The organism is Massilia niabensis (assembly GCF_042655085.1).
In the GTDB taxonomy this organism is placed as follows: Bacteria; Pseudomonadota; Gammaproteobacteria; order Burkholderiales; family Burkholderiaceae_D; genus Telluria; species Telluria niabensis.
In genome coordinates this window covers 253121-276516 of sequence record NZ_JBHSMU010000013.1, presented here as the reverse complement: position 1 = coordinate 276516, position 23396 = coordinate 253121, and the positions used below count along the sequence as shown (strand labels likewise).

Sequence of the window (23396 nt, the reverse complement as noted above, 5' to 3'; positions counted from 1 at the left end):
TGCGTCGTTTAGCTTGCCCGTGCAGCGATTGCGCTCTACAATCGCCGCATGAAATACGGAGATTGCACATACATCTGGCAGGTTCCCGACTGGCCGGACTGGCGTTACGACCTTACGGTGCTCGCTTCGCCCCTGGCGCAAGTCAGCCAGGCACAGGGGCTGCTATTGGGCCGGCTCGCTGATATTGGCTTGGGATTAAGAGACCAGGCCAGTCTTGCCGCGCTGACTGATGACGTCATCAAGACCAGCGAAATCGAAGGTGAGCATCTGAACGTCGCATCAGTGCGCTCATCCATTGCACGTCGTCTCGGCGTTGACATTGGATCGCTGGCGTCGGTAGACCGGCATGTGGAGGGCGTGGTCGAGATGGTGCTCGATGCAACGCTCAACAGTGCGCTACCACTTACGCAGGCGCGCCTGTTTGGCTGGCATGCTGCTCTCCTCCCGACTGGCTATTCCGGCTTGAGTAGGATCACCATTGGTACGTGGCGAGACCATGCACAAGGACCAATGCAGGTAGTTTCCGGCCCCATTGGCCGCCAACGCGTGCATTACGAAGCGCCGCCCGCTGAGCGATTGTCGACAGACATGGCGCGCTTCCTAGAGTGGATCAATGCGCCGGTCCAGGCAGAGCCCGCATTGATCCGCGCCGGCCTGGGGCATCTGTGGTTCGTTACCCTGCACCCGTTTGATGATGGCAACGGGCGTATAGCACGCGCCATCGGCGATCTATTGCTGGCGCGTGCTGATGGCAGCCCTCAGCGTTTCTACAGCCTGTCAGCGCAGATACAGCGCGAGCGGAAGGCCTATTACGACATTCTGGAGCGTACGCAAAAGGGCGACCTGGATGTGACGGAGTGGCTCCTGTGGTTTTTGCAGATGCTTAGCGAGGCCGTGCGCCTGGCCAATGACGCCCTTGATGCGGTGCTGGACAAGGCGCGTTTCTGGCAGCGCATGTCAGGAGTGGCGTTCAATAAGCGGCAAGTGAAGGTGCTTAACCGTCTGCTGAATGGATTCGAAGGCAAGCTCACCAGTAGCAAGTGGGCGGCGATGACCAAATGCTCGGCAGATACGGCGCTACGGGACATCAACGAATTGGTGGTGCTGGGGATTCTGCAACGGTCCGGATCTGGCGGGCGCAGTACCAGTTATGACCTCGTGAAACTGGGAACGAACGCTCGTCCGTAACTACTGTGGATGGTGGCCGAGCCACGCGTTAACGTGCAGAAGTAAGCCGGTCATCCGGACAGCTCGCCGTCTGCCCTTGCGTCCTTGATGCGGCGGTTACCGGAGGCAAATGTCATGCAGCGCCGGTCGGGCGCATTCTGGTCGAGAGGAAGTCGAAGCGCCTTCAGCTTTGCGCATCTGCAGCCACGACAGGATACAGGTAACGCTGCCGATAATGTTATCAATTGCCCGCGCAACTTAGCGCGCTCGAACTCTATGACAAGTTCGCCATGGATCGCTGAGGATCGAGGCTCGCTTCCGACTGGTCAGCGGTCGGTCTCCAACGCGGTGACTGCGAGGTATCGGAGCACTAGCACGAGACCGGAGGTACCACAGGGGCGGCGCTCGATCGGAACTCCGTCGCCGTGCGGGAAAGCCATTTGGTGAAGAGTGGCTGTCGAGATAAAACTGCAATTGTCGAATTGCAGCTAGCTTCACCGTATAATCGGCAGAGTATGAAAATAACTTTAGCTTGGCTAGCTACTGAGCTATACAGGCCCTTTTATGAAAGCGAGACAACGTGCAAATTGAGTCCATTGCAGAGAACCTATTCTTTACAACGGTACGCATCGACACGGTTGATGCTGCTGGTAACGTAGGATCAGGTACAGGCTTCCTGTACGCGCATCACTACTCCACTACGCAACACGCTGCCTTCGTGGTAACGAACAAACATGTCGTCCAAGGTATGCGAGGTGGTGCGATCACGTTTCATCGACGCAAAGATGACAAGCCAGATTTGGGTAACGGTTTCCGCTGTGAGATCACTGATTGGAACACGGCGTGGTTTGGTCATCCTTCGCCAGATGTCGATATTGCAATAATGCCGTTTGTTCCGGTAGAGCGAAATGCAAAGGAAATGTTCGGTATCGATCTATTTTATCGCTACATTGAAGACGCAATGCTTGTACAAGATAGCCAAGCAGAGCTACTTGATGCTATTGAAAGCGTTACATTCATTGGTTATCCCAATGGAGTGTGGGATCGCCGGAATCTGATGCCCGTTGCCAGACGGGGCACGACGGCAACACCTCTGTCAGTCGACTTTGAGGGGACCCCTCGTTTTGTTATAGATGCGTCAGTCTTTGGTGGTTCGAGCGGCAGTCCAGTGTTCATTGTCAATCAGGGAATGTTTTCGGACAAACGGGGCAACACCAGTATTGGTTCACGAGTGCTGTTCATCGGCGTGGTTGCTGCTGTCTTTTTCAGAACAGCGGTAAACGAAGTTATTTCCATTCCGATTCCAACACACACCCGTCAAGTAACGGCGCAGCAGGAGATGATCGACTTAGGTATCGTCTTTAAAGCTAGAACTGTTTTAGAGACTATCAAGGCCTTTATCGCAGCAAATCCGCACCGCTTTCCCACCGCGTAAGGGGACCGTCTAGAGATTGTAGTCTAGCCCGTACCATTAGAGGGTGCATTACGTTATTGCCAGGCTAGACTCGTCGAATGAGAACAATCCGCAGCATAATATGTTCGATCCTTCCGCCCATTATTGACAGCGATAGCGAATTACGGCGATCAGGAAGAGCAACTTGCATATCGCGTCAACGCTGGACTTTCGATCGAACTGTACATGGAGGCTTTAATTATTGTAGGCGTGATGGATTGCCTACTTCTGGACACCACCTCGACATCAGCGCTAAGTAGTCACCCAAAATTTATCGTGAACTTGCTTCCGAAGTCGCTCATCAAGGACTGAATCTCGTCAAGCAGGTCTGCGCCGTTCTTGGCAACGAAGCGGCGCCAGAAATGCTTGGCGTGCTTCCACAGGATCTCGATTCGATTGAGCTCAGGGCTATAGGGCGGTAGATAGTACAGATACAGCCCATGTTTCGCCCATTGGCGCCGCTTCTTGTTTATTGGGTCACCCTTGTGTATGCCGGCGTTGTCGATCAAGACGATTCGTGGAACTTTGTGCGGCTGGGCCGCGATTTGGTCGAAGAACGCGATCACATCATCACGTGTCGTCGGTCGCTGCTGATTAGTCCAGATCAACTGGCCGTCGTGGCGCAAGGCCCCGAGCACGTTCACGCGCTGTCGATGCGCGAGCGGTGCGACGGCTCGGGTTTGGCCGATTTTTCCCCAACCGTACTGCACCGGGGGGATTGGGGCTGAAACCTGATTCGTCAAAATACAGCAGCTCGCACTGCTGTTCATGGTCGAGCCGAGACAACGCTGCGATCACTTTACTGGCGTGCTCGAACACCTCTTGATTTCGCTTTTTTTTAAGCTGTACCGATAGCGCTTGTACGTGAAATCCATCTCCTTGAGGTACCGCTTGGCCGTGTTTTCGCTGATCGGCACCTGGTCTTGATTCTGCTCGATCTGGCGCAGCAGTGCACTCACAGTCCCGCCTTCGGTAACTGCCAACTCACCGAAAGCCTTCTGCTGCTGGGCTGTCCACTTTTTCGGTTGACCGGTATGACGCCCCTCGTACAACCCCGCCAGGCCAAGCTTGTTCCAACGTTGCCGCCACTGTTCGACGCTATTCAAATGCACGCCGAATTCATCAGCAGTCTACTGAAGGGTCGAGCCTTGGTTCAGGCGCAAAATTCCTTGGACTCGCATCCTCGTCCTCGGATGCGGATGAAAAACGCCCATCTCACGCAGCGTGCGCTGCGCGTCCTCGGTCAACTCTAAGTGCTTCATCGCTCAACCTCTGCTGCATTACCAATTTGGATTTGACAGCAAAAAATGGGCGACTACTTAGTGCCGTAGTTATATCGTAGCCTTCGCAATAACCCGTAGCATCAGGCTGGAAATTCCTAGCGTATCGGCGTTAGGCGAACCAAGTATTTGTCCGTTGCTTCCAAATAAAGCTCTAACCTGAGGAGGGTCGATCCACCTGTCGTAAACTTGGACGCCATATTCAACCAAATATTTATCTCGGTCTGTTCCCGTTAACTCGAAGGCAAGAGCATTGAAGCTTCCGAAGCCGAGTATTCCGAAGGCGGTAAGCTCAGTGCCATCGCTTTCTTGATATCGCATTCCGTCGTTCGGGCCTGGCCCACCCAAACCATTGCTGAAGTAACTCCAGGTACGAACACGAATGCCAAGATTCTGCCTCCCTGGATTTAACGCGACAGTGAGCCTTTTGATTCCTGTTGCAGTAACTACGGGGAGATTCGGCGGTCCTGCAGTAGGCTCAGCCCATTCCCCGTTTCCTGCTCGTACAGGGGTGCCGCCAAAGATGCCCAGTGCCGTGATAATCAGATCAACCGGCGGTATGTCTATAGGGGTAGGGGGTGCCAACAGGTCGGCGATTGAAAAGGGAGGTGGTTGTGTCACCGCCTCTGGAGAGGCGAATAGAGTACCTACATATCTTTCTATCGAGGTTAATTGATTTTGTAGACTTTGCCTGTTGTTAGTCCAGCTGGTAATGTCTGGGTTTTGGTATAGCTGTGGTTCCAATAGCGCCAAATTTATCCGCTGTATACGCCGATTTATTTCCACTTTGAGATCATGCGCCGCCTGAAGGTATTCTCCTTGTTGCTTCAATGTCGGGGTATCCGGCGTGCTTCCAAGAGCGGACGTGTACGGCATTAGTTCAATTGACAGTTCTGTCCGACTACCAGGGGCGTAGATTTGGTTGGCAGCAGTTTCCATATAGGCAAACATACGCGTAACATAAGCTGTTATAGTTTCGCTCCCCTGTCTTTGCGGTGGCGTGGTCGTCACACCAATTTGATGAGCGTTCAGGGAGAAAGTAGTCCCTTTTCGGACGCGTTCGATGCGTTCTAAAAAATCAACTGAACCGCTGACAGGGCCGGTTTCCAGTCCAGCAGACATTCTAACAGCCTGGAACTCCACTAAGCTTTGAGTTGAAAATTCGACGAGTACATAAACTGCACCGCCAAGCACAACTTCATTCACAAACATATCACCATACAAACGAAGAAACTGATCTGGATTAGCGTCCAGCTCCTGTTTCGCTTTCGAAGTCAGCGTGGGAGTAACCACCCGAACACTGATATTTTCTATACGTCGACGTAGCAACATGTAGACAGAAAGCCGCGAGAAGTCAACTTGACTCGCCCAGCTATAACTCCCAGCCCCTCTACCTGCAAAACCGTTGAACGAGGCCTGGGATGAAAAGCCAATCGCATGATACAACGATGTGAACGTGTCAATGTAAAGCAAGTCGAGCGTATCAGACCTCTTAATTGTGGGTCTGGTGTTCGCTAGTGATATCCCATCGTTGGCCGGGCGCAAGCCAATACTGAATGTGCCTTGTCCAAGACTGCCGGGAAGTTTTTCCGTTACTGCGTGAGGGGTAATAAAAGCTAACTTGGCATTTATTTCTGCTCTTTCCCGAACACTGGAAGCGAGGCGGTCGCTGTTAAGAAAGCGTTGAAATTGTTCCAGCGGGTCTGGCTCATCCATATCGCATCCCTTTCATAAAGGCAACAGAATCCTTTCGATCCAAGCATTCGAATCTTGGCTCAAGCTGCAAGCGAATCACTACTTAATACAATTCCACATTGTTGGTTTTCGAGAATCATCCTATTACATCTAGCTAGGCAACAATCAGTGCCCAATAGAACTATCAACAGAAATGCTCTGACTATTCGTAGCGTAACGCTTAAGATAGTCCGCGGGTTTATAAAACACAACGTGCCGCGTTAAAGTCGTACTGAAGAGGGCTTATTTTGTGGCTGTTACGCCATAAACATGTTCTACCAGTATTGGTGGGGGGAAATCGGCCAGACCCGAGCCGTTGAGCCGCTCGCACATCGGCAGCGCGTGAATGTGCTTGGGGCACTGCGCCACGATGGTCCGTTGACCTGGACTACTCAGCAGCGACCGGCGACACGCGACGATGTCCTCGCGTTCTTCGACCAGGTTGCCGCCCAGCCGCACGAGGTTCCGCGAATCGTCTTGATCGATAACGCCGGCATACACAAGGGTAAGCCGGTAGAGAAGAAGCGGCGCCAATGGGCGAAACATGGATTGTTCTGTACTATTTGCCTCCCTATAGTCCTGAGCTCAATCGAATCGAGATCCTGTGGAAGCACGCCAAGCATTTCTGGCGCCACTTCGTTGCCAAGAACGGCGCAGACCTGCTCGACGAAGTTCAGTCCTTGATGAGCGGCTTTGTAAGCCGGTTCACGATAAATTTTGGGTGACTACTTAGTTCCAATATTCCAAAAGGTAGCACGAACCCAAAGGCGATTGGACTACAATCGTGGGCGTCACCGACAGCAACAATCCTGATGGCCGGTTCTACGGCGTTTCTCGCTGTCGTAGGATGCGCCTGGCCGATGTCCGGTTAAGGCAAGATCAGCACGTGAAGCTAGCTGACGGGGCGCAATACACGAGTGAGGACTTCGGGCGATTGCTTGAGTTCCGCACAATTGTTTGCAACATGAGTCGTCACCGAACTTACGCCGCTAGTAGGAGCGAACATGACGCCGCACCTACTATCGGTCTCGGAATGCGGCCACCTCGGATTTTCGATCGGTAGGCTCTCGTTCCGCTGACAGATTGTCGACGTCGAAACTTGGGGGCTTGATGCGGAAACTTCGAGACTCAATCGCCGTAGCGATTCTGCCTCCGGTTGTGTCACCTATCCGTTCCAGCGCACTATCCTTTATATCTCCAAGTTTAGACTTAGCTACTTCAAGCGAGCCTAGTGCTAGATTGCTCACAGTTCCGGCCGCAACGCGGCTAGCCTTGGCCGCAACTGCACCAGCGACCGTCAGCATAGAACCACGTTCGACCTCCCCTGGTGAGCCTCCGTCTACTGCCTCCGCGTGCGTCTTGGACCTGGCGTCAAATTCCGTTCCTGCAGCACCACCTTGCTCCGCACCACCTGATTTAGCGCTGGTGCTCGACAGTGTGCTCCCGATCTCAGACGAAGCGACCAGACCAGCGCCGCCCATCGCTGAGGCGAGTGGACTCCCGCTCCCCGCATTAAGAGCCTCAAGCTGTCTACTAATCGCAGCTCCCAATGAACTAGCGCCAGCGCCCTCCGATGCTCTAGCATTTGAAATCGCCGCCATTAACGCCTGCGCGCCCCCTGCTACATTGGCTGCACCTGCAGCCAGCGCAGCCCCAGCTGTCGCGACTGCCGCGCCAGTTACGGCAGCAACCCCCATCGATGCCCCTACAACTCCCCCAGCAGTCATGGTTCCAACACCACCGATACCAGACCCGGTGAGTACGCCGGCGAGCATCGACGGAATCTTCGAAGACAGAACCAGAAGGGCCAAGCAGAACGTTAGCATTACACCGAGTTCTTTAAAGTTCGGGGTTCCCTTAGCCATCTGTCCGAAGAAACTGTTCAGCAGGTCGATACCGATCCCGATTAATAAAATCATCCCGAAAAGCTGAATAGCAACACCCAAGACCGTTTTGAAGTAGTTCACGGCGAGATCCGAAGTCCAGCGGGAACCTCCGAAACCGAGAAAAAAAATTCCCGCGTACATTAGAATCCACGCTGAAATTAATAGCAAAAGCATGTTGATCGCAGTAAGAGCAAGTAGTACCAGCACGCCAAGACTCAGCACTATCCCGATAAAACTATCAACGGGTTCCCAGATGGTGAGGTTGTCTACAGCTTGCGTCCAGACCCGGAAACCCACATCTACTATGCTAGATGGTGACAATCCTGCCGTACCTGCAGCATCATCACCAATCTGTCGCAACGACTTGATGATAGAGTCCGCAAAGGCTGGGCCGTTTTTAAGCAGCCAATAGAAGAAGCCGAAGAACAAGCTGAACTTCACGAACTCCGAGAAGAACTCCTGGACATCGGCTTTTCGCAACGCAAGCATCCCCATCGTCCACGCAAAGCTAACCGTGCCCAGCGTCCAAAATAGCCACGACGCTGCGTTCATTACGACAGATTGCCAAGCTGATGCTCGAGAACTAAAAGCTGCAATAACAACATCTAGCACACCGTCATTTGGGTCAACCGCTGCGGCTGCAGTTGATCCATAAAACACTAAAAAGAGCGTCAGAGCGACGCTCTCCAGACTAAGCGGCTTCATGAGCCTCACCACTTTTTAGGAGGGCTTTGCTGCGCCCTCGTTAGACCCGTGTCCTTCGCCGCTTCCTGGTGAGCCAAACATTGAGCCTTTTCCTGTTCGCCCGTAATTTTCGAACAATCTGTCAAGTCGGCATTCGACTTGGTGCATCCGGCAAGAACAGGCAATACAAGCGTCACAATCAGATAAATTTTCATCATCACGGTCACCATTTTTTGGGAGTGCGAGAAATTCCGTTAAACGCGCCGACGTCTGTTGATGCCTTATGAGCGGCCATCTGCTTTGCTTCTCGGTCCGCTTGAACCTGATTACGCGTTGCAATCGCGTTTTGCTGCGCGATGAGGAGTGCACGGATCTGTAGCAGCTGATTCGCCTGATGGCTGGCTAACTGATTAGCATAACCAATCGCCTGCACCTGCCCCTGCGCGCCTTGGGCCGATGCCTGCAGCCGTTCGAGCTGGCGTGCGTCCGCGACCATACCGTCCTGCTGCCGGTCGAGGCCGCGGAACAAGGCATCGTTCGCTTTCTTCTGGGCCTCCGAGCCGAGCCGCTGCGACGCCTGCATCGCCTCCCACTCGGACTGGCTGCAGCCGTTGTACGAGAAGCAGCGCGACGCCTGGTAAGTGTTCATGTCCTTAAACTCGCCAAGATAAGTGTCGACGCTGCCAAGGGTGTTTTTGTAGTAAGCCAGCGTGTCGATTGAGGCGCGCAGCTGGGTCATGGTGGCCTGCGCCTGATCCCAGATATTCGTGGCCGGCGCAGCTGTGTTGCGCAGCATGTTTTCGTATTGCTGAAGCTGCGTCTGATACTGCTGGATCTGTTTTATGGTCTGGGCGATGTTTTCCTTCGCCGTGATCGTGGTCTGGACCACGTTCGCAGCGTCGATGACCGCCCACTGTGCGAAGGCCGGCGCCAGCCATCCAACTCCGGCGGCGAACGCCAGGGTAGAAACAACTCTAGAGGCTGAAACGGAGCTGCGCGGAGTGTTCATTGAATTCCTCCATGGCATTAATAATCGAAGGGTTGATACGGCTTGGAAAAGCTTATGTCCTTGGTGACGACGACGTTAAAGCGGTAGCCGGGGCGGATCTCGAGCGTGGGGGCGATGTTCAGGTTCTTCGCGATCAGCTGCGCCGTTACCTGGCCGAGCTGCTGCCCGACCGCCTCGCTCATCGCGCTGCCAAAGCTCGGGCGGCCATAGCCGCTGTTTTCGGGCTGGCTGGTGGCGATCCCCGCTGTTACCGCTGACATCAGGACGGCGGACGAGAAGGTTCTCCAGTAGTGGTTGTTGACCCGGTCGTTGAAGCCGACGTATCCAGCGCTATCGGCGCCCGGCATCGCGCCAATGTCCATTGCCTTCCCGTCCGGGAAAACGATGCGCTGCCACGCCACCAGCACCCGCGCCTGGCCGTAGGCGACGTCGCTGGAGTAGGCGCCAACCAGGCGTGAGCCCTTTGGGATGAGCTTCCATTTGCCGCGCGGCGTGTCGTACACGTCCTGGCTGACCTGCGCCATGATCTGCCCGGGCAGCTCGGAGTTAATGCCTGAGATTAGGATTCCCGGAACCACGAAACCTGCTCTCAGTTCGTAGGGTGTCCGGGGCGCCTCCGGTTGCGCATCGAGCCGCCAGCGTTTGCCCTCCCCTTCCGAAAATCGCGCTACGTCGTTGCGCGCGGTGCCAGGCTGTACCAGTTGCGGTGCATCTGATCCACCGGGTTTCCCGACAGCCTGGCTGGCCCGCAGCAGTTGCAGGCGGGCCTTGTAGGCCTCGCCCGGGTCGTCGGCGTTTGCCGCCTCGATCTGTTGGCGCACGGCCGTCAGCTTGGCTAGGACCTCGTCATGGTTGGCCGGTGCGGTACCGGCGGGTGCGTTCGAGGCCGAACTCGAAGCGATGCGTGGCGCGGCAATCTGCAAACCCGAACGTGCTCTTACTGCCTCGTCGAGCTGCTGCAGCTTCATGGTTCGGATTCGCGGGGCCTCGTCGTCGGGACTGCGCATTCCGCCCTGCCCCATCTGCTGCTGCTCGGCCCGCTGCTGTTGGGACGAGGTCGGCGGCGCCGGCGGCAGCTCGGGATTATCGAGCCTGGACATCGCCGGCATGTCTGGAATTTCTGCGGTCAATTCAGGTGTCCCGGGGATCGCTGGCGGCGTCGCTGCTGCATGGATGATGCCATCCTTCTGGTCGCCGACAATTGCGTTCGCAAACATGGTCGCGGTGCCCGCCTTTTGCGGGGCCTTCGCGCCTGACTGGCTGGGCTGATGGCTGCGGCTGGCCGCGACCGAGGCCATGATCACGAGGAAAGTGGCCATGGCGCCGCCAAGAAGGTACAGCGGAACGTTGTTTACGCGCCGGACCCCGGCCCCCCTGGACAACTGCCCGGGCGAAGCCTCGGGCGACATGTCGCGTTCTGGATCGCTGCTCATACCCCTACTCCTTCCGTACCCAGTAACCAGCCGGCGCGACGCTGCCATCCTTGGCCAGGTACACCCGCGACAGGCTTTGGTCGCCGATCGTCAAGGTAATGCGGTACAGCTCAGTTCCGGATGGCTGGTCGAACACATAGGACAGTGTGCGGTTGCCGTTTTTGAGGTCCGCACCAGACTTGGACGCGGATTTCGGTTCCAGCAGTGCATAGCCTTGCGCCCGCAGGGTCGCGACGAGGGAGGTGCCGAAGGAGTCGGCGGCCACCTGCTGCAGGTCGAAACGGGTAATGGCGGGCGGGTACAACCCGGCCAGCTTTTTCACCGCGTCATCGGCCACTTTCTTGTCAACGGCAGGGCTGGCTTTGGCGAAATTTCCGTTAGCGGCGGCCTTTGGACCGGCGCAACCAGCCAGGGACGCCAGCAGTAGCACGAGGGCGATTTTGAACATGTCATCTATCCTTGGTGATCGTGATCCGTTCCTGATTCTTGCCGGCGCCGGCAATCAGGATCGCCTTCTGGAATACGCTGTCGACGATGTAGCGGTCGCCGTGCACGCGGTAGTTGACGGTGACGGTCTCATCATCGCCACTCAGCCAGCCTCCCTCCTTGCGCACCACGAGCAGGGCCGGTGCTTCCGTATGGTTCATCTTGGCTGGCATCTGGATTACGGTCTTGACGCCATCGTTGTAGACGCGGACCGGTTTCCATGCGGCCGAGCCCTTGACCTCGTAGTCAAACTGCAGGTCGCGCACGTCTTCGTTCGTCCCCGGGAGCGTCCGCTCCTGCTTGTTCTTCGCGTCACTCATCCGGATCGCGTCCCATTTGGCCATGACGTCTCCTGGATAGCTGAAGCCGACACGGGCCATATAGTCGGTGCGGTGCGAGCGCAGGCGGATGTGGTAAGTGCGCCGGTTGGTGGTGACGATCAGCGACGTATTCAATCCGACGTCGAGCGGTTTGACGACCAGGTGCAATACTTCGGCCGGACCGCTGCCACTGATCGCCGGTTCCACCATGAAGCGGGAGTCGCCGACGTTCAGGTTGTTGACCTGCTCGCCGGCCTGCAGCTCGATGTCGCACACCTGCAGGACCGCGCACACGACGGTAATTGGCTGGGCGCCGTAGACAAAGCGCAGCATGCCGTCGGGACGGACCACCGGCTTGTTCCCCGCGCCGTTGGTTTGCCACTGCGTGGCCACGTCGAGTGCGGCTTTTTCCTTACTTGTCAGCCTCGCGTTCTCTTTCGAAAAGTAGGCAGTCGCTGCCTTTTGGTCCGAGCTTGCCGGGCCAGTTTCGCCGGCGAGAGCGGCAAGAGGCAGAGCGCACAGAGCCGCCATCAAAGTCGTTTTCATGGCATGTCCTCCTAAAATTGTTTCGACCAGGTGAAGTCGCGCACGTGGATCCCCAGCGGGTTGTCGCGCATCTGCTCTTCGGTGGTGTCGGGCGTGGCCTCGACCGTGTACACCGTCACTAGTGCGCGCCAGCGCTGGGGCGCAGACTTGAGTGCGCCCTGGCGGTCACGCGTGGTCTCAATCCAGTCTACCTGCCAGGTCTCCCCGGTTTGCCGCAGCGTCGTCTCGACCTCGATGCTCACGGTCTCGTTCGCGGCGCGCTTGAACGGCGAGCTGGTCTCGGCGCCGTTGAGCCACTCGTTCATCTTCGTCGTGGCCGCTTCGTTCGGCGCCAACATGGCGTAGACCCGCAGCACGGCCTTGCGCTGCAGCGCGACGTCGGGCGTGACCAGGCGCGCATCGGCGATCCAGGCAGCCACGCTCGCACGCACCACGCGCGGGTCGGCAGGCTGCGCGCGGTCCGCTATCATGGCGGCTGCGTGCTGCCCGAGCTTGTCGACCTGGACGACCATCGGAACGAACCGCGACTGGCTGCCGATATAGGTCATGCCGCCAACCGCCGCCAGCGCGATCAGCAGGCACAGCACGCCGCCCAGCATCGCCATTTGCCGGCTGGCGACCACGCCACCGACATGGTCATTCCACGTGCGGCGAGCGGCCATGTACGGATTCTCGCTTTCTTCAGGGCGGCGGCCGCCATCGAGCGTGCCTCCGGCGCCGCGCCGATCGCCCGCTGGATCTTGCCGGACCACGCGCCGAAGCATGGAACCGATGTTGATGTTCATGTCGTCACCTTGTCGATAGTGAGAGCCTCATTTGCGACCGGGCTCGACGCATCGGGTACTGGTAGGTAGTCGGCCAGGCGCAGGCTTCTGGTGGCCAGCCACGCGTGAACCCAGTCATCGCCATGCTTGGCTTCCAGCCGCTTGATCGAAGCGATCGATTCCTTGTCGGTCGCCCCGACGAACGCCAGCGCGAGCGGTCCGAGGGCGGTGTCGTACAGGCGGCGGCCCGATTCGGTGACGCAGTAGTACTGGCGCTTAGGGATGGCAGCGGCCAGGATGTCGATCTGGCGGTTGTTCAGGCCCATGCGGCGGTACAGCGCGGCGCTGTCCTCGTCGCGCGCGTTCAGATTGGGCAGGAAGATCTTGGTGGCAGTGGATTCCACGATCACGTCGAGGATGCCGCTGCCGGCGGCATCGGTCAGGCGTTGCGTCGACAGCAGCACCAGGCAGTTTTTCTTGGCGAAGGCCTTGAGCCATTCGCGGATCTTGTCCCTGAATACAGGGTGACCAAGCATCAGCCAGGCCTCATCGATCAGGATCGCCGCCGGCTGGCCGTGCAGACTGCGCTCGACCCGGCGGAACAGGTAGAGCAGCACTGGCAGCGCGTACTTCTCGCCCAGGTTCATTAGTTCTTCGATTTCAAAGGTCGTGAACCGGGTCAGCTCGAGACCGTCCTCTTCCGCATCGAGCAGGTGACCCATCATGCCGTCCACGGTGTACTGCTTCAGTGCCTCGCGGATGGCCTCGTCCTGGATCGTCAGTGACAGTTCGGACAGCGTGCGCGCCTCGCTTTCATGCATGTTCATGATGGCGTTTCCGATCTCGTTGCGCTGCGCCGGCGTGGTGTGGACGCCGTTCAGCGCGAGAATCGTATCGATCCAGTTCATCGCCCATGCCCGGTCTCCTTTGGTAGAAAGGAACTGCAGCGGGCAGAAGCTGAGGCAGTCGTCGGCCGCCACCTCGAAATGGCGGCCGCGCACCGCCTTGGTGGTCGGGTACAAGGACATCCCCTTGTCGAATGCGTAAATAGACATGCCGGCGTAGCGCAGCAGTTGCTGTGCAATCAGCGCCAAGTGGGTCGATTTGCCGGAACGTGTTGGGCCGATCATCAGGGTGTGGCCGAGGTCGCGCACGTGCAGGTTCAGCCGGAACGGCGTCGAACCTTGCGTCACGCACTGCATCAGCGCGGGCGCGTTCGGCGGGTACATCGGGCACGGCGCATAGTCAAGGCCGGTCCAGATCGTGCTGGTCGGCAGCAGGTCAGCCAGATTCAGGGTGTTGATCAGCGGTCGGCGTACGTTTTCGACGCCATGTCCCGGGAGGCTGCCGAGAAAGGCGTCGAGCGTGTTGATGGTCTCGATCCGCGCACCAAAGCCGAGCCGGTTGATGGCCTTCTCGATCATCCGCGCGGACCGCTCCAGCTGGTCGCGGTCCTCGTCGAGCAGCACGACAACGCTGGTGTAGTAGCCCTGCGCCACCAGGCCCGAGTTGACCTCGGCGATCGCTGCCTCGGCGTCAGCCACCATCGACAGGGCATCCTGGTCAATCGTGCCGCTATTCGTGTTGAAAACCTGGTCGAAGAAGCCGCGGACTTTTTGCCTCCACTTTTTTCGGTATTTCTCGAGGTGCGCAACGGCCTCGTGCGGCTCCATGAAGATGAAGCGTGATGACCAGCGGTACTCGCATGGCTGCTCGGCGAGGGCAGTCAGGATCCCGGGCGATGATTCAAGGGGAAACCCGTCGATCGCGACCACTTGGATGAACTTGTGGCCGATGCGTGGGACCACGCCGCTCCACAGTTCCTGGCCGCCGATCAGGCAGTCGAGATACATAGGGTTGTTGGGAAGGACGACGGGGTGATTGTGCCCGGTCGTACAGAACTGCAGCCAGCGCAGTAAATCATCGTGCGTGACGCCTGAACCATCTTCCTGCACGATCTTCTGGCCGCGCAGGTGCGTCAGCCTGAGCGCCGCCGACAGGCGCGACTCAATGTTGATGCACTCGCGCTTGAAATGGTCGATGAGGCCTTGGGTGCGCGCGTGGCGGTCGGGCGCGGCCATCTCGTCGTCGAACATCAGCTCAACGAACTTGCGCTCGGCTAGCACCGGCGGGAACCAGGTCAGGCTGAGCACAAAGTAGCCTTCGTACATCGTGCCGAGGCCCTGGAACAGCCGCCGCCTTTCCTCATCGAGTGCAGCTGACACCGGGTCAGGAAAGTGCGACAGCTGCGCGTCTGGATACTCGGGCGCCGGCCGGCGCACTGCGTCGGCGTGCATCATCCAGCCGTTGCCCAGGCCAGAAAGTGCCTGATTGATTCGCACCGACGCCATGTTGCGTTGCTCGTCGGGGCTGTTGGCGTTGTCGTCGCCCTGATACAACCAGGCGGCGAGGAAGGCGCCGTTCTTGCAGACGACCACGCCGTCGTCCACCATGGCTGCGTAATTGAGCAGGTCAGCGAAGCCGGCTCCTGTCGCGCGGTGTCGTTTCATCCGCCGCGCGTCGTTGGCGGCGCGGATTCGCAGGTATAGCAGAAGCAGCATCGCGGAGCCGGCGGCGGCCAATGCGATTGTGAACAAGCTGTTCATTTGTATTGCCTCCCCTGACTGCTGGTGTTTATCCGGAAGGGTGTGCTACGCGCTGGGTAGTACGGCGCGTAGCGGCGATGCCGCAGGTAGACGAAGCGCAATCGTGGGTCGACCTTGGCCATGCGCCGGCAAGCGAAGAGCGCGCCGAACCACAGCAGAAGCCCAAAAACGGTCGCCCGCACTTCCTGCGCCTGGAAGATCAACGCGAAGGCCAGCAGACCGGCCAGCATGACCAGTTCACGATCGCCTCCCATGAACAGGTTTTGTCGATTGCCGGCACGCCGTATAGGAATCGTGCGCAGTGCCATGGCTAGGCCATGCTGTGCGTTGCAGCCGTCGCCAGCTGCTCTCCTTGCATGAGCGCGGCATTACCGAGGGCTGCAATCTCGGCGCCACGGCCGAAGAAGCTGCTCATCATGTTCTGGGCGCCAACCAGCAGGGCCATCACGAGTACGACGAAGATCATGGTCCGGAAAAAGCCGTTCAGGTCACCGCCCAGAATCAAGGTGCCGCCGGATACGACAATGCCAACGAGTGCCAGGGCGAATGCCACCGGCCCGGTCACGCTGTTGCGCAGGTTGGCCAGCCATGATTCGTATGGGAGTGAGCCTCCTGTTCCTTCTGCGGCGTAGGCGTGCCCCGGCACCAGTGACAGGTATGCGAACACGAGCACCAGGAGCAGATAAGGCAGCGCTGCGCTGGTGCACAAGGGTTGCGGGACAAAGCGGTTCGGTTCCATATGACACTCCTAGAGGGTTTTGGAGAGATAACGGCCAGCCGCGTACCCGGAGATCTCGTGGATCTCCTGGACACGGCGGCCGCCTGTAACACGGGCGATATGCACGACGAGGTGGACGGCCTCGCCGATCAGGGGTTCGATTTCGGAAGGGGCGGCCGCATTCCGGGTAATGAGTGATTTCAGGCGCGTGAGGCCAGCGAGGGCACTATTGGCGTGAAGCGTGGCCGCTCCGCCCTCGTGTCCGGTATTCCAGGCGTCGAGCAGATCGAGCGCCTCAGCGCCGCGCACTTCACCGACCAGGATCCGGTCTGGACGCATACGCAGGATGACCTTGAGCAGCGTCGTCATCGGGACGTCTAGGGCCGTGTGGTATTGGATGCAGTTCCGCGCTGCGCACTGGATCTCGCCGGTGTCCTCGATGATGCAGACTCGCTCATCGGGGTTTGCGCAGACCATCTCGTTGATGATTGCGTTGACGAGTGTCGTTTTGCCCGAACCGGTTCCGCCGGTAACAAGGATGTTGCGGTGCTGGTGGACAGCGCTCTTGAGGGCGTGGCCGTGACGGGCAGTCATGATGCCCGCCTCGACATATTGGTCGAGCGTGAACACGGCGATGGCGCGCTTGCGAATCGCGAACGTGGGGGCCGATACAATCGGTGGGAGCTGGCCGGCGAAGCGCGAACCGTCGAGCGGCAGCTCGCCTTCTACCAGCGGACGGGCCCTGTTCACGACCTGGTCCAGCGCCGCGGCGACGGTCTTGATGATTGATTCGGCTTTCGCCGGGCGCATGTCGCCGATGCGCCGCATGCCCTCCCCCAGCCGTTCCTGCCACAGGCAACCGTCGGCGTTCAGCATGATCTCGACCGTGCGAGGATCAGCGAGCGCGGCCAACAATTGGACGCCCATGTCGCGCATGAGCCGCTCTTTGGCTCGTGTCCTTATGGTTATAACGCTGTCATCGGGATCGGTCATGATTATTCGCTCTGGGTTACGCCGAGCGGATACTACATGGCCGAGGATATACCGAAACGATCTGGGACAAACGACAAGCTGGCTGCAAGAAATTGGCGCTATTTATTGCGTAATCTCAAGGAGATTTCCCGCCATCAAGAACTTACAAGAACTGGTCGGTTCGATAAAGCGGATGCTGGTTAGCTCTCGTCGGTGCAATATGGCCGATTACGTCGCTTACGCCTTTTTGCCGGGTACTGCCTTGCGTCTCACCCGAGCAGCCTCAAGACGTTTGCGGTTCTCCTGGTCCCACTGCCGGACAGTAAATGCCTGGTATTCGGTGAGGATTGCCGCGACGCGCGCATATCCTTCTGGCAGGCTTAGCTTTGACTTCCCGCCGGCGAGCTCTTCCAACGTTTGCCTGTCCAGGTCCGTTGTCTCAAGCAGCGCAGGGAGCGATGTGTCGAGTGCGTGCGCGATGGATTCCATGATCCGCAGGGACGGGTTGGCCTGGTCGTGAGTCAGATCGGAGAGAAAGGACACTGACATGCCGGCCTTTTTTGCCAGCTCGCTTTTGGTCATCCCGATGTCGTCGAGGATGCGCAGGATGTTCGTTAGGAGGATGAGGTTGTACACGTAGGCTCCTATCGGGTGAGCGAATTTAGCCGCTAAAGTTGGTCTGCGCTTAGAAGATGGACAGCGCCTTGCACGCCATTGAGTCTTAGCATAGGTATGCTTAGTCATTCCAGTATAGGGCGGAACTGCTGTTCAGATTTGCGGCAGTAGCAACTTTGACCGAGGAGCTATCCCTGGCCTCCTCTCCACTGCCCCTCGTTTGATGCATCCGAAATAATCGGCATATTTGGCTTCCTCGCTGAGGCTGCGAAGATGATACTTAAGAAGCGTTCGAAATATCGAAAACTTCGAGACGGATTACCTCGTATGGTCGTTATTGCGCACGAGACCGAGAATCGCGCCGCTCGACGGTATTGCAGTGTCGTTTGCAAAATTCTTTCGGAGTGAACCATGAAAAAAGACAAGTCACCGGCAAGTAGCTCGAGCGAGGTCGCCGAGTTGCGCTTCATTCGCTTGAAGGAAGTCCTTTCGATCTGTGGAAAATCCCGGAGCAGCGTCTACGAAGCAATCAAAAAGGGGGAGTTTCCTGCGCCAATCAAGCTGCAGGGCCGCTCGTCCGCCTGGATAAAGAGCGAAGTTTTGCAGTGGGCAGAAGGATGTGTTCGGGCCAGCCGAATGGCAGAACGGTCGTGAATCGCAGAGCAGACGCGCTGTGAACCGACTCGTATTATTGGTCTTCGGCAGGCCTGAAACAGCGCTATATGGTCTAGTCTTGCATCTTATCAATCAGCAACAGTACTAGCTTCGCTAGCCTGCTAGACGACTTTGTACCGCGTATCACTTTCTTATGCACTAAGCGCTTAAACCAGAACTGGGCCTTTGTACCACGTGAGCTCTCTCGCCACCATAACCGTGAACACTGAAGCCGCGGTTTCAGGCTCCCGTAAGATCTGCTTACGTGTCTGGATTCAAATTCGTTATCAACATGGTACCGCTGCTGCCCCGTCTCTACTATCTACAATGATCGTTGACTACGCGGCCGGAAACCCGCGCAGTCTTCCGAGAGTTAATCGTTCGCTACTTCGGTTTTGAAAAGGCACTCATTCCGTTGGTTTATCCGCCATCAAACCGCGCTGCTACTTAGCGGTTTGTGCGCAACATAACCGTTCTGCCGTAGTGCACACTCCAGGCATCTGCTGGTTGCTACAGGCCTGGAGTAAGATGACGTCTGCACAGCGTGCCGCGTGATACCAGTTAGAATATCGGCGAGAGGTTATTAACGGTGATAAGTGTAGTTTGGCCTTTGGCTCCGTCCGAGCCTGGTCCGCGAGTCCCCTGATCAAGCGGATCAGGATAGTCACCGGCATCGCCAGGTTGCCCTGACCCACACCAACCGTTACGTGGCGCCGCTCCACCGCCACGTCCTACTTGGCCAGGCGCACCCGGCCGGCCGGCTCGACCGCCTACTCCGCCATCATTAAAAATCCGGGCGTAGCTAAAAAGTTCAGTAGCCGGTTTGGGGCCGATGACCGTAATTGCCGCTCCATCCGACCCGTTCCCACCTTTGCCTCCTTGCCCTCCCTGCCCAGCCACCCCACCCGTTCCACCTCTACCAGGGCCATCCTTGCAGTCGAAGCCGCTGGTGGCGCCTTTTTTGCCGCCGGCCCCACGTCCACCGTTGCCGCCCTTCCCTCCGTTCCCACCGGCGCCACCATCAATACCTAGAGCTACCAAAGTAAGCCGAAGGAAGCCTGGTAACGGCTCTCCCTTAGGAGACGTAAGGTCTCCCGCGACGAGGTAAATATGAGGCATTTTCAACTCTTGGCCGTCCGCACCGAGTTTGCCAGCTTCTCCTCGCACGCCGTCATTGCCACGTCGGTTAACTTCCCCAGAGCCATCTAAGCCATTGCCACCGGTCGCGCCGGGCATTCCATTGCTTCCTTTCACGCTAGGATCACGTTCAATCTTTGTTGTGATGGTTGCGTCCGCGAACTTCCAACGTTTCGCAGCGATAACAATAAACGGCACTTTAAGATTTGTGAGCGTCAAGGTTGCTCCGGGCGCAAAGACGATTTCATCAGCCTTTAACACCTGGCCAGCAAATTTCTCGCCCGGGTTCACGGGGAAAACTGTCGTCACAGAGGTTGCTTTCTTTATAGCATCGAGAACATCCGGCGGGACGGCTTTTCCGAGATTCTCAGCTGTCCCTAAATTGTTGTCTTGCGCAATAGCACTGCTGACCCAGCAGGCAAAAACTGCGCCAACAAGAATACTCCAAAGCCTGACATTCATTTGCTTCCCCCCTTCGACCATGAATTGTTTTCCCTGAAAGCCAACGGGAACCGCACTAAAAAGTTCTCATATATGTTTTTCTACGGATCGTTGGCGCTCGAAATGCTTTCCCGTCGGGATGTGTCAGCCATCTCGTCACATTGGCAATGAAGAATTGCTCTAAAAAGCTTATGGCTCATTATTGGTCATGTCAACAACTTGACCAATAAACAAATTAGATGTTGTATTTACGCCATGGTTCTTGATTAAGTTTGGCTTCTGGTAGAACCTTGATGGAGTCGCAGGACTGCCGTAACCATGCGCAGAAATCAGGCCCTGTGGCATCGATTTGCCTACCCGGCAGTCAGATAGCTGTAGCCAGAATACCGGACAATCCAACACCCTCATTGTTAAGGAAATCCGCAACCTGATCGATGTCATCCTAGTCTGTATCCGGTGTGAGTCGCTTACCCGCTGAGCTACAAGCACATCGAGGAAATGATGAAGGAGCGTGGCGTGTCGGTCCACCAATCATCAACTGACCGATAGGAATCCGTTTGTCATATGCCGGGAAGTTGGCTCACAAGCCCAATAGCCTGGACGCGCGGCTGACGGATGGATGAGACCTACATGTTGGTAATAGCGTCTGGAAGTATCTCTACAGTGCCGTCGACAAGCAGGGCAAGACCGTCGAGTTCCTGTTGATGCCCAACGCAACATAAGGGGGTTTCTGCAACGACGGAATAGCAATGGTGCTCTTAATAACGGCGCGATGCCTGAAACAAAAATACCCGTGTTTGGCTTAACAATGAGACCGTAAACATCATCAGTTGTCTTTATAAGGTCAAGCCGACCTGTTGTTTGCGTATCCACTAATATAATCTTGAGTATCTTATAAACGCCAAAGTACAAATATTTTTGACTAGTTCTCAGTTACGATCCTGATAGAATTTTAATGATAAATAATTTTGGTTTCATAAGGAGTTGATAATGAGACGCTCATTTTTGCTGCTTGCCCTGGCAATCTTTCCGCTGCAGAACATCAACGCTCAAATTAGGATACCCGGCATAAAGATACCTGAACTTGGAATTAGAACCGATGAGGTAAATATCAATACCCCCAAAGTTGATATTGTCGGGGACCTTCAAAATCCAGGTAGAATTGTGAAAAATCTTGAGCGCGAGTTTACTAATGCCGCCGGGGCAGTAGATCGGGCACGACTCGAGGCCATGGTACAAGCGAATGCCCCTGCTCTTGAGGCATGGTTAAGACAGTCGAGGAACAGTGCTGTTAGCGGCGGAGTATCCCCGATGCCTCCTCATATTCGCCAAGCGTTCACTGGCTTTTATGATGAAGATATACTAAATCGCACCCGATATAAAATAGGCGACAATGGCGTAGCTAATTTAGCCAACCTTTCAATCAATTATGGCGATGCGGCTGCCATAGTTCTTATTGACATCGTGGTTTTTAGGAGTGCGTCTGATGCTCAGACTAACTTAGCTCTATGGGCACACGAACTTAAGCACGTACAGCAGTTTCGGGAATGGGGAGTACGTGATTTTGCTATTCGTTATTTGCGAAGCTGGAACGGTGTCGAAAATGATGCTAACCATCATCGTGATTCCTATTTAGCTTGGTCATCGAACCGTCAATTCAGCCAGCCGCAAGCGATGCCAGCAGTCGCCTCGTACATAACTCAGCCGCCGGTTGCTACATTTTGTCAGACACCTTACGGATCATGTGCAATGGGTGTTGCTATATCGCAAGGCTCTGCATGTTTCTGTCAAACGTGGAACGGGCAAATCTGGGGGCAGGCCCGATAGGTTCCAGAAACGTCGCGTAGATCAGGGGAAGCCGGCCGACCGATCACATGGCTTGCTTTGATTCATGCTGTGAATAGCAGTAGTTCGCCCAAGCCTGCATAAGCATCACACGCTTTTCTAAAAGGTCACCGCGACGATAGGCTGCCTCAACTCCATCCGGCAAGCTGTGCGCCAACGCGTGCTCGCAGACTTCCCGCGGGAAGGAGTTCCCGACGACTTCCGCGCACCAGTCGCGAAACGAGGAACGAAAGCCATGAATGGTGATATCGCTGCGGCCCATGCGGCGCAGGACCGCTGTCAGGCTCATGTCCGACAGCGCTACACTTTCCGATCGGCCGGGAAAGATCAGGCCATCTCGGTGCGGTATGGTCGCCAACAGAGTCATCGCTGCGGTGGACAAAGGAACCCTGTGCTCCTTCCGTGCTTTCATGCGCCCTGCAGGGATAGTCCACACCTTTGCTTTCATGTCCACCTCCTTCCACGAGGCACCCCGCACCTCTCCGGAGCGCGCCGCAGTTAGGATCGTGAACTCGGCGGCGCGCGCCGCAGTGCCCTGGCACTGTGCGAGCAACGTCATGAACGCCGGCACTTCACGCCAGGGCAGAGCCGGATGGTTTTTGACTGGTGCAATTTTGTTGGGATTTGCGAGCAGGTTCTCGAGGTGCCCGCGCCAGCGGGCCGGATTGTCGCCTTGCCTGAATTTGCTTACAGTCGCCCAGTCAAGAATGCTTTCGATCCGTCCGCGCACGCGGGTCGCGGTTTCCGTCCTCGCTCCCCAGATGGGGCTCAGCACCTTGACGACTAAATCTGTGTCGACGTCCGCCACCGGCAGCGCGCCGATAACCGGCGACGCATAGGTTGCGAGGTGTTCTGCCACTGCTCGGCGTGCTTAACGTTCTTCCAGCTGCTGCTGTGAGCGTTGATGTAGGCCCCCGCGCACTGATCGAAGGTGATCGACCGGGACCGCTGCAGCGCATCCGCGAGCCGCACTGCCTTGCGGGCCTCGATTGGGTCCTTTCCATCGAGAAGGAGCGTCCGGCATTCACGGGCCAGCACGCGCGCTTTGGCGAGGTCTACAGTATGCAAGCCGCCGAGGCCCATTTCCCGCTGTCTGCCGCTTACTTTGAAACGGAAAATCCAGCTTTTAGAACCGGATTTGGCAACCTGCAGCCACAAGCCCCCGCCATCACCGTAAAAGCCGGGCTTGCTTGTCTTGGTCACTCCCAGGGCGGACAGCTTGTTGAGGTTGAGCGGCATGATGGTTCAATCCTACCCCCGCCCTTACCCCCGCGCTTGATCTGGATTCAACTGGATTGCAGCGGAGCTTACTGGACAACGTTTTTGCCGTTTTCTCCTATGACGACGGACGAAAAAAAGCCACCTTACGGTGGCTTCTTTTCTCAATCTTGGCGGAGACGGTGGGATTCGAACTTTGAGTCCAATGACGTCCGACAGCGTCCATAGGAAGCCGAGAGAAGGTGGCCCCGTGTGCAAGTAAAGAGGTGGGCAGCTGAACAGACGCCGGATTCGAACTCAAACCTGAAAAGCAGCTTAGCGAGCGAGCAATCCCTTGCTCAATCGCAAGCGCCTGTGCCCCCCGTTTGTCCAATCCCGTCCACTCACGTCCGTCGCAGTTTTTCGTACTTTTTTCGTACTTTGTCCTA

The 23396-nt window shown here is 56.8% G+C and carries 21 protein-coding genes and 3 pseudogenes; 7 read left to right on the top strand and 17 right to left on the bottom strand.

The window, feature by feature from the left end; genetic code table 11:
- The first annotated feature begins 48 nt into the window (after nucleotides 1-48).
- Together ACFPN5_RS13125 and ACFPN5_RS13120 are read left to right on the top strand one after the other, a co-directional pair.
- Nucleotides 49-1188 carry a Fic family protein gene (locus tag ACFPN5_RS13125; RefSeq protein WP_379783886.1) on the top strand — a complete coding sequence of 380 codons (1140 nt, stop codon included), beginning with the start codon at nucleotides 49-51 and terminating at the stop codon, nucleotides 1186-1188.
- Between the two features lie 559 nt (nucleotides 1189-1747).
- Nucleotides 1748-2602: a trypsin-like serine peptidase gene (locus ACFPN5_RS13120; RefSeq protein WP_379783884.1), complete on the top strand. Its 855-nt coding sequence runs from the start codon at nucleotides 1748-1750 to the stop codon at nucleotides 2600-2602.
- A 278-nt stretch (nucleotides 2603-2880) separates the two neighbouring features.
- Here ACFPN5_RS13120 and ACFPN5_RS13115 read toward each other — a convergent pair whose 3' ends face one another.
- From ACFPN5_RS13115 to ACFPN5_RS13105, 3 genes and pseudogenes are all read right to left on the bottom strand, one after another.
- Complete coding sequence (locus ACFPN5_RS13115) at nucleotides 2881-3390, bottom strand: IS630 family transposase (protein ID WP_379783882.1); 510 nt, start codon at nucleotides 3388-3390, stop codon at nucleotides 2881-2883.
- Between the two features lie 24 nt (nucleotides 3391-3414).
- Nucleotides 3415-3735, bottom strand: a pseudogene (locus tag ACFPN5_RS13110) (helix-turn-helix domain-containing protein); the annotation flags it as partial.
- A gap of 216 nt (nucleotides 3736-3951) precedes the next feature.
- Nucleotides 3952-5616: a hypothetical protein gene (locus tag ACFPN5_RS13105; RefSeq protein ID WP_379783880.1), complete on the bottom strand. Its 1665-nt coding sequence runs from the start codon at nucleotides 5614-5616 to the stop codon at nucleotides 3952-3954.
- 288 nt (nucleotides 5617-5904) lie between these two features.
- Between ACFPN5_RS13105 and ACFPN5_RS13100 the strand changes: the two are divergent.
- Both ACFPN5_RS13100 and ACFPN5_RS13095 read left to right on the top strand, forming a co-directional pair.
- Nucleotides 5905-6114, top strand: a pseudogene (locus tag ACFPN5_RS13100) (hypothetical protein); the annotation flags it as partial.
- A gap of 53 nt (nucleotides 6115-6167) precedes the next feature.
- The gene (locus ACFPN5_RS13095; RefSeq protein WP_379783878.1) at nucleotides 6168-6359 is read left to right on the top strand and encodes a transposase; all 192 of its coding nucleotides are present in this window, start codon (nucleotides 6168-6170) and stop codon (nucleotides 6357-6359) included.
- A 294-nt stretch (nucleotides 6360-6653) separates the two neighbouring features.
- On the opposite strand, the gene trbL is transcribed toward ACFPN5_RS13095, so the two are convergent.
- The 11 genes from trbL to ACFPN5_RS13040 all read right to left on the bottom strand — a co-directional run bounded on the left by trbL (nucleotide 6654) and on the right by ACFPN5_RS13040 (nucleotide 17694).
- On the bottom strand, nucleotides 6654-8225 hold the full coding sequence (gene trbL / locus ACFPN5_RS13090) for a P-type conjugative transfer protein TrbL (protein WP_379783876.1): 1572 nt from the start codon (nucleotides 8223-8225) through the stop codon (nucleotides 6654-6656).
- 202 nt (nucleotides 8226-8427) lie between these two features.
- Complete coding sequence (gene trbJ / locus ACFPN5_RS13085) at nucleotides 8428-9213, bottom strand: P-type conjugative transfer protein TrbJ (RefSeq protein ID WP_379783874.1); 786 nt, start codon at nucleotides 9211-9213, stop codon at nucleotides 8428-8430.
- Nucleotides 9214-9230: 17 nt separating this feature from the next.
- Nucleotides 9231-10646: a TrbI/VirB10 family protein gene (locus tag ACFPN5_RS13080; protein ID WP_379783872.1), complete on the bottom strand. Its 1416-nt coding sequence runs from the start codon at nucleotides 10644-10646 to the stop codon at nucleotides 9231-9233.
- A gap of 4 nt (nucleotides 10647-10650) precedes the next feature.
- Nucleotides 10651-11094: a conjugal transfer protein TrbH gene (locus tag ACFPN5_RS13075; RefSeq protein WP_379783870.1), complete on the bottom strand. Its 444-nt coding sequence runs from the start codon at nucleotides 11092-11094 to the stop codon at nucleotides 10651-10653.
- Between the two features lies 1 nt (nucleotide 11095).
- Nucleotides 11096-11998 carry a P-type conjugative transfer protein TrbG gene (trbG, locus tag ACFPN5_RS13070; protein ID WP_379783868.1) on the bottom strand — a complete coding sequence of 301 codons (903 nt, stop codon included), beginning with the start codon at nucleotides 11996-11998 and terminating at the stop codon, nucleotides 11096-11098.
- 11 nt (nucleotides 11999-12009) lie between these two features.
- Nucleotides 12010-12783: a VirB8/TrbF family protein gene (locus ACFPN5_RS13065; RefSeq protein WP_379783866.1), complete on the bottom strand. Its 774-nt coding sequence runs from the start codon at nucleotides 12781-12783 to the stop codon at nucleotides 12010-12012.
- Entirely contained in the window at nucleotides 12780-15368 is a 2589-nt protein-coding gene (locus ACFPN5_RS13060) for a VirB4 family type IV secretion/conjugal transfer ATPase (RefSeq protein WP_379783864.1), read from the bottom strand. Before ACFPN5_RS13060 ends, ACFPN5_RS13065 begins: the two co-directional genes overlap by 4 nt.
- Nucleotides 15365-15676, bottom strand: a complete 312-nt coding sequence (locus ACFPN5_RS13055; protein ID WP_379783862.1) for a conjugal transfer protein TrbD — start codon at nucleotides 15674-15676, stop codon at nucleotides 15365-15367. Before ACFPN5_RS13055 ends, ACFPN5_RS13060 begins: the two co-directional genes overlap by 4 nt.
- 2 nt (nucleotides 15677-15678) lie before the next feature.
- Nucleotides 15679-16107 carry a conjugal transfer system pilin TrbC gene (trbC, locus tag ACFPN5_RS13050; RefSeq protein WP_379783860.1) on the bottom strand — a complete coding sequence of 143 codons (429 nt, stop codon included), beginning with the start codon at nucleotides 16105-16107 and terminating at the stop codon, nucleotides 15679-15681.
- Between the two features lie 9 nt (nucleotides 16108-16116).
- Nucleotides 16117-17079 (bottom strand): P-type conjugative transfer ATPase TrbB, encoded by a 963-nt coding sequence (gene trbB, locus ACFPN5_RS13045; RefSeq protein ID WP_379783858.1) that lies wholly within the window; start codon nucleotides 17077-17079, stop codon nucleotides 16117-16119.
- Nucleotides 17080-17295: 216 nt separating this feature from the next.
- On the bottom strand, nucleotides 17296-17694 hold the full coding sequence (locus ACFPN5_RS13040; RefSeq protein WP_379783856.1) for a transcriptional regulator: 399 nt from the start codon (nucleotides 17692-17694) through the stop codon (nucleotides 17296-17298).
- 390 nt (nucleotides 17695-18084) lie between these two features.
- On the opposite strand from ACFPN5_RS13040, the gene ACFPN5_RS13035 reads away from it, so the two are divergent.
- The gene (locus tag ACFPN5_RS13035) at nucleotides 18085-18327 is read left to right on the top strand and encodes a helix-turn-helix transcriptional regulator (protein WP_379783854.1); all 243 of its coding nucleotides are present in this window, start codon (nucleotides 18085-18087) and stop codon (nucleotides 18325-18327) included.
- Between the two features lie 561 nt (nucleotides 18328-18888).
- Here the strand turns inward: ACFPN5_RS13035 and ACFPN5_RS13030 are convergent.
- A complete protein-coding gene (locus ACFPN5_RS13030; protein ID WP_379783852.1) occupies nucleotides 18889-19926 on the bottom strand; it encodes a hypothetical protein in 1038 nt (345 codons plus the stop codon).
- 385 nt (nucleotides 19927-20311) lie between these two features.
- On the opposite strand from ACFPN5_RS13030, the pseudogene ACFPN5_RS25250 reads away from it, so the two are divergent.
- Nucleotides 20312-20609 (top strand): annotated as a pseudogene (locus tag ACFPN5_RS25250) (DDE-type integrase/transposase/recombinase); the annotation flags it as partial.
- 286 nt (nucleotides 20610-20895) lie between these two features.
- Nucleotides 20896-21732, top strand: coding sequence for an eCIS core domain-containing protein (locus ACFPN5_RS13015; protein WP_379783850.1), 837 nt, complete (start codon nucleotides 20896-20898; stop codon nucleotides 21730-21732).
- A 43-nt stretch (nucleotides 21733-21775) separates the two neighbouring features.
- Here the strand turns inward: ACFPN5_RS13015 and ACFPN5_RS13010 are convergent, their stop codons facing one another.
- Complete coding sequence (locus ACFPN5_RS13010; protein ID WP_379783848.1) at nucleotides 21776-22609, bottom strand: tyrosine-type recombinase/integrase; 834 nt, start codon at nucleotides 22607-22609, stop codon at nucleotides 21776-21778.
- Nucleotides 22534-22989 carry an Arm DNA-binding domain-containing protein gene (locus ACFPN5_RS13005; protein ID WP_379783846.1) on the bottom strand — a complete coding sequence of 152 codons (456 nt, stop codon included), beginning with the start codon at nucleotides 22987-22989 and terminating at the stop codon, nucleotides 22534-22536. Before ACFPN5_RS13005 ends, ACFPN5_RS13010 begins: the two co-directional genes overlap by 76 nt.
- Between the last annotated feature and the right edge of the window lie 407 nt (nucleotides 22990-23396).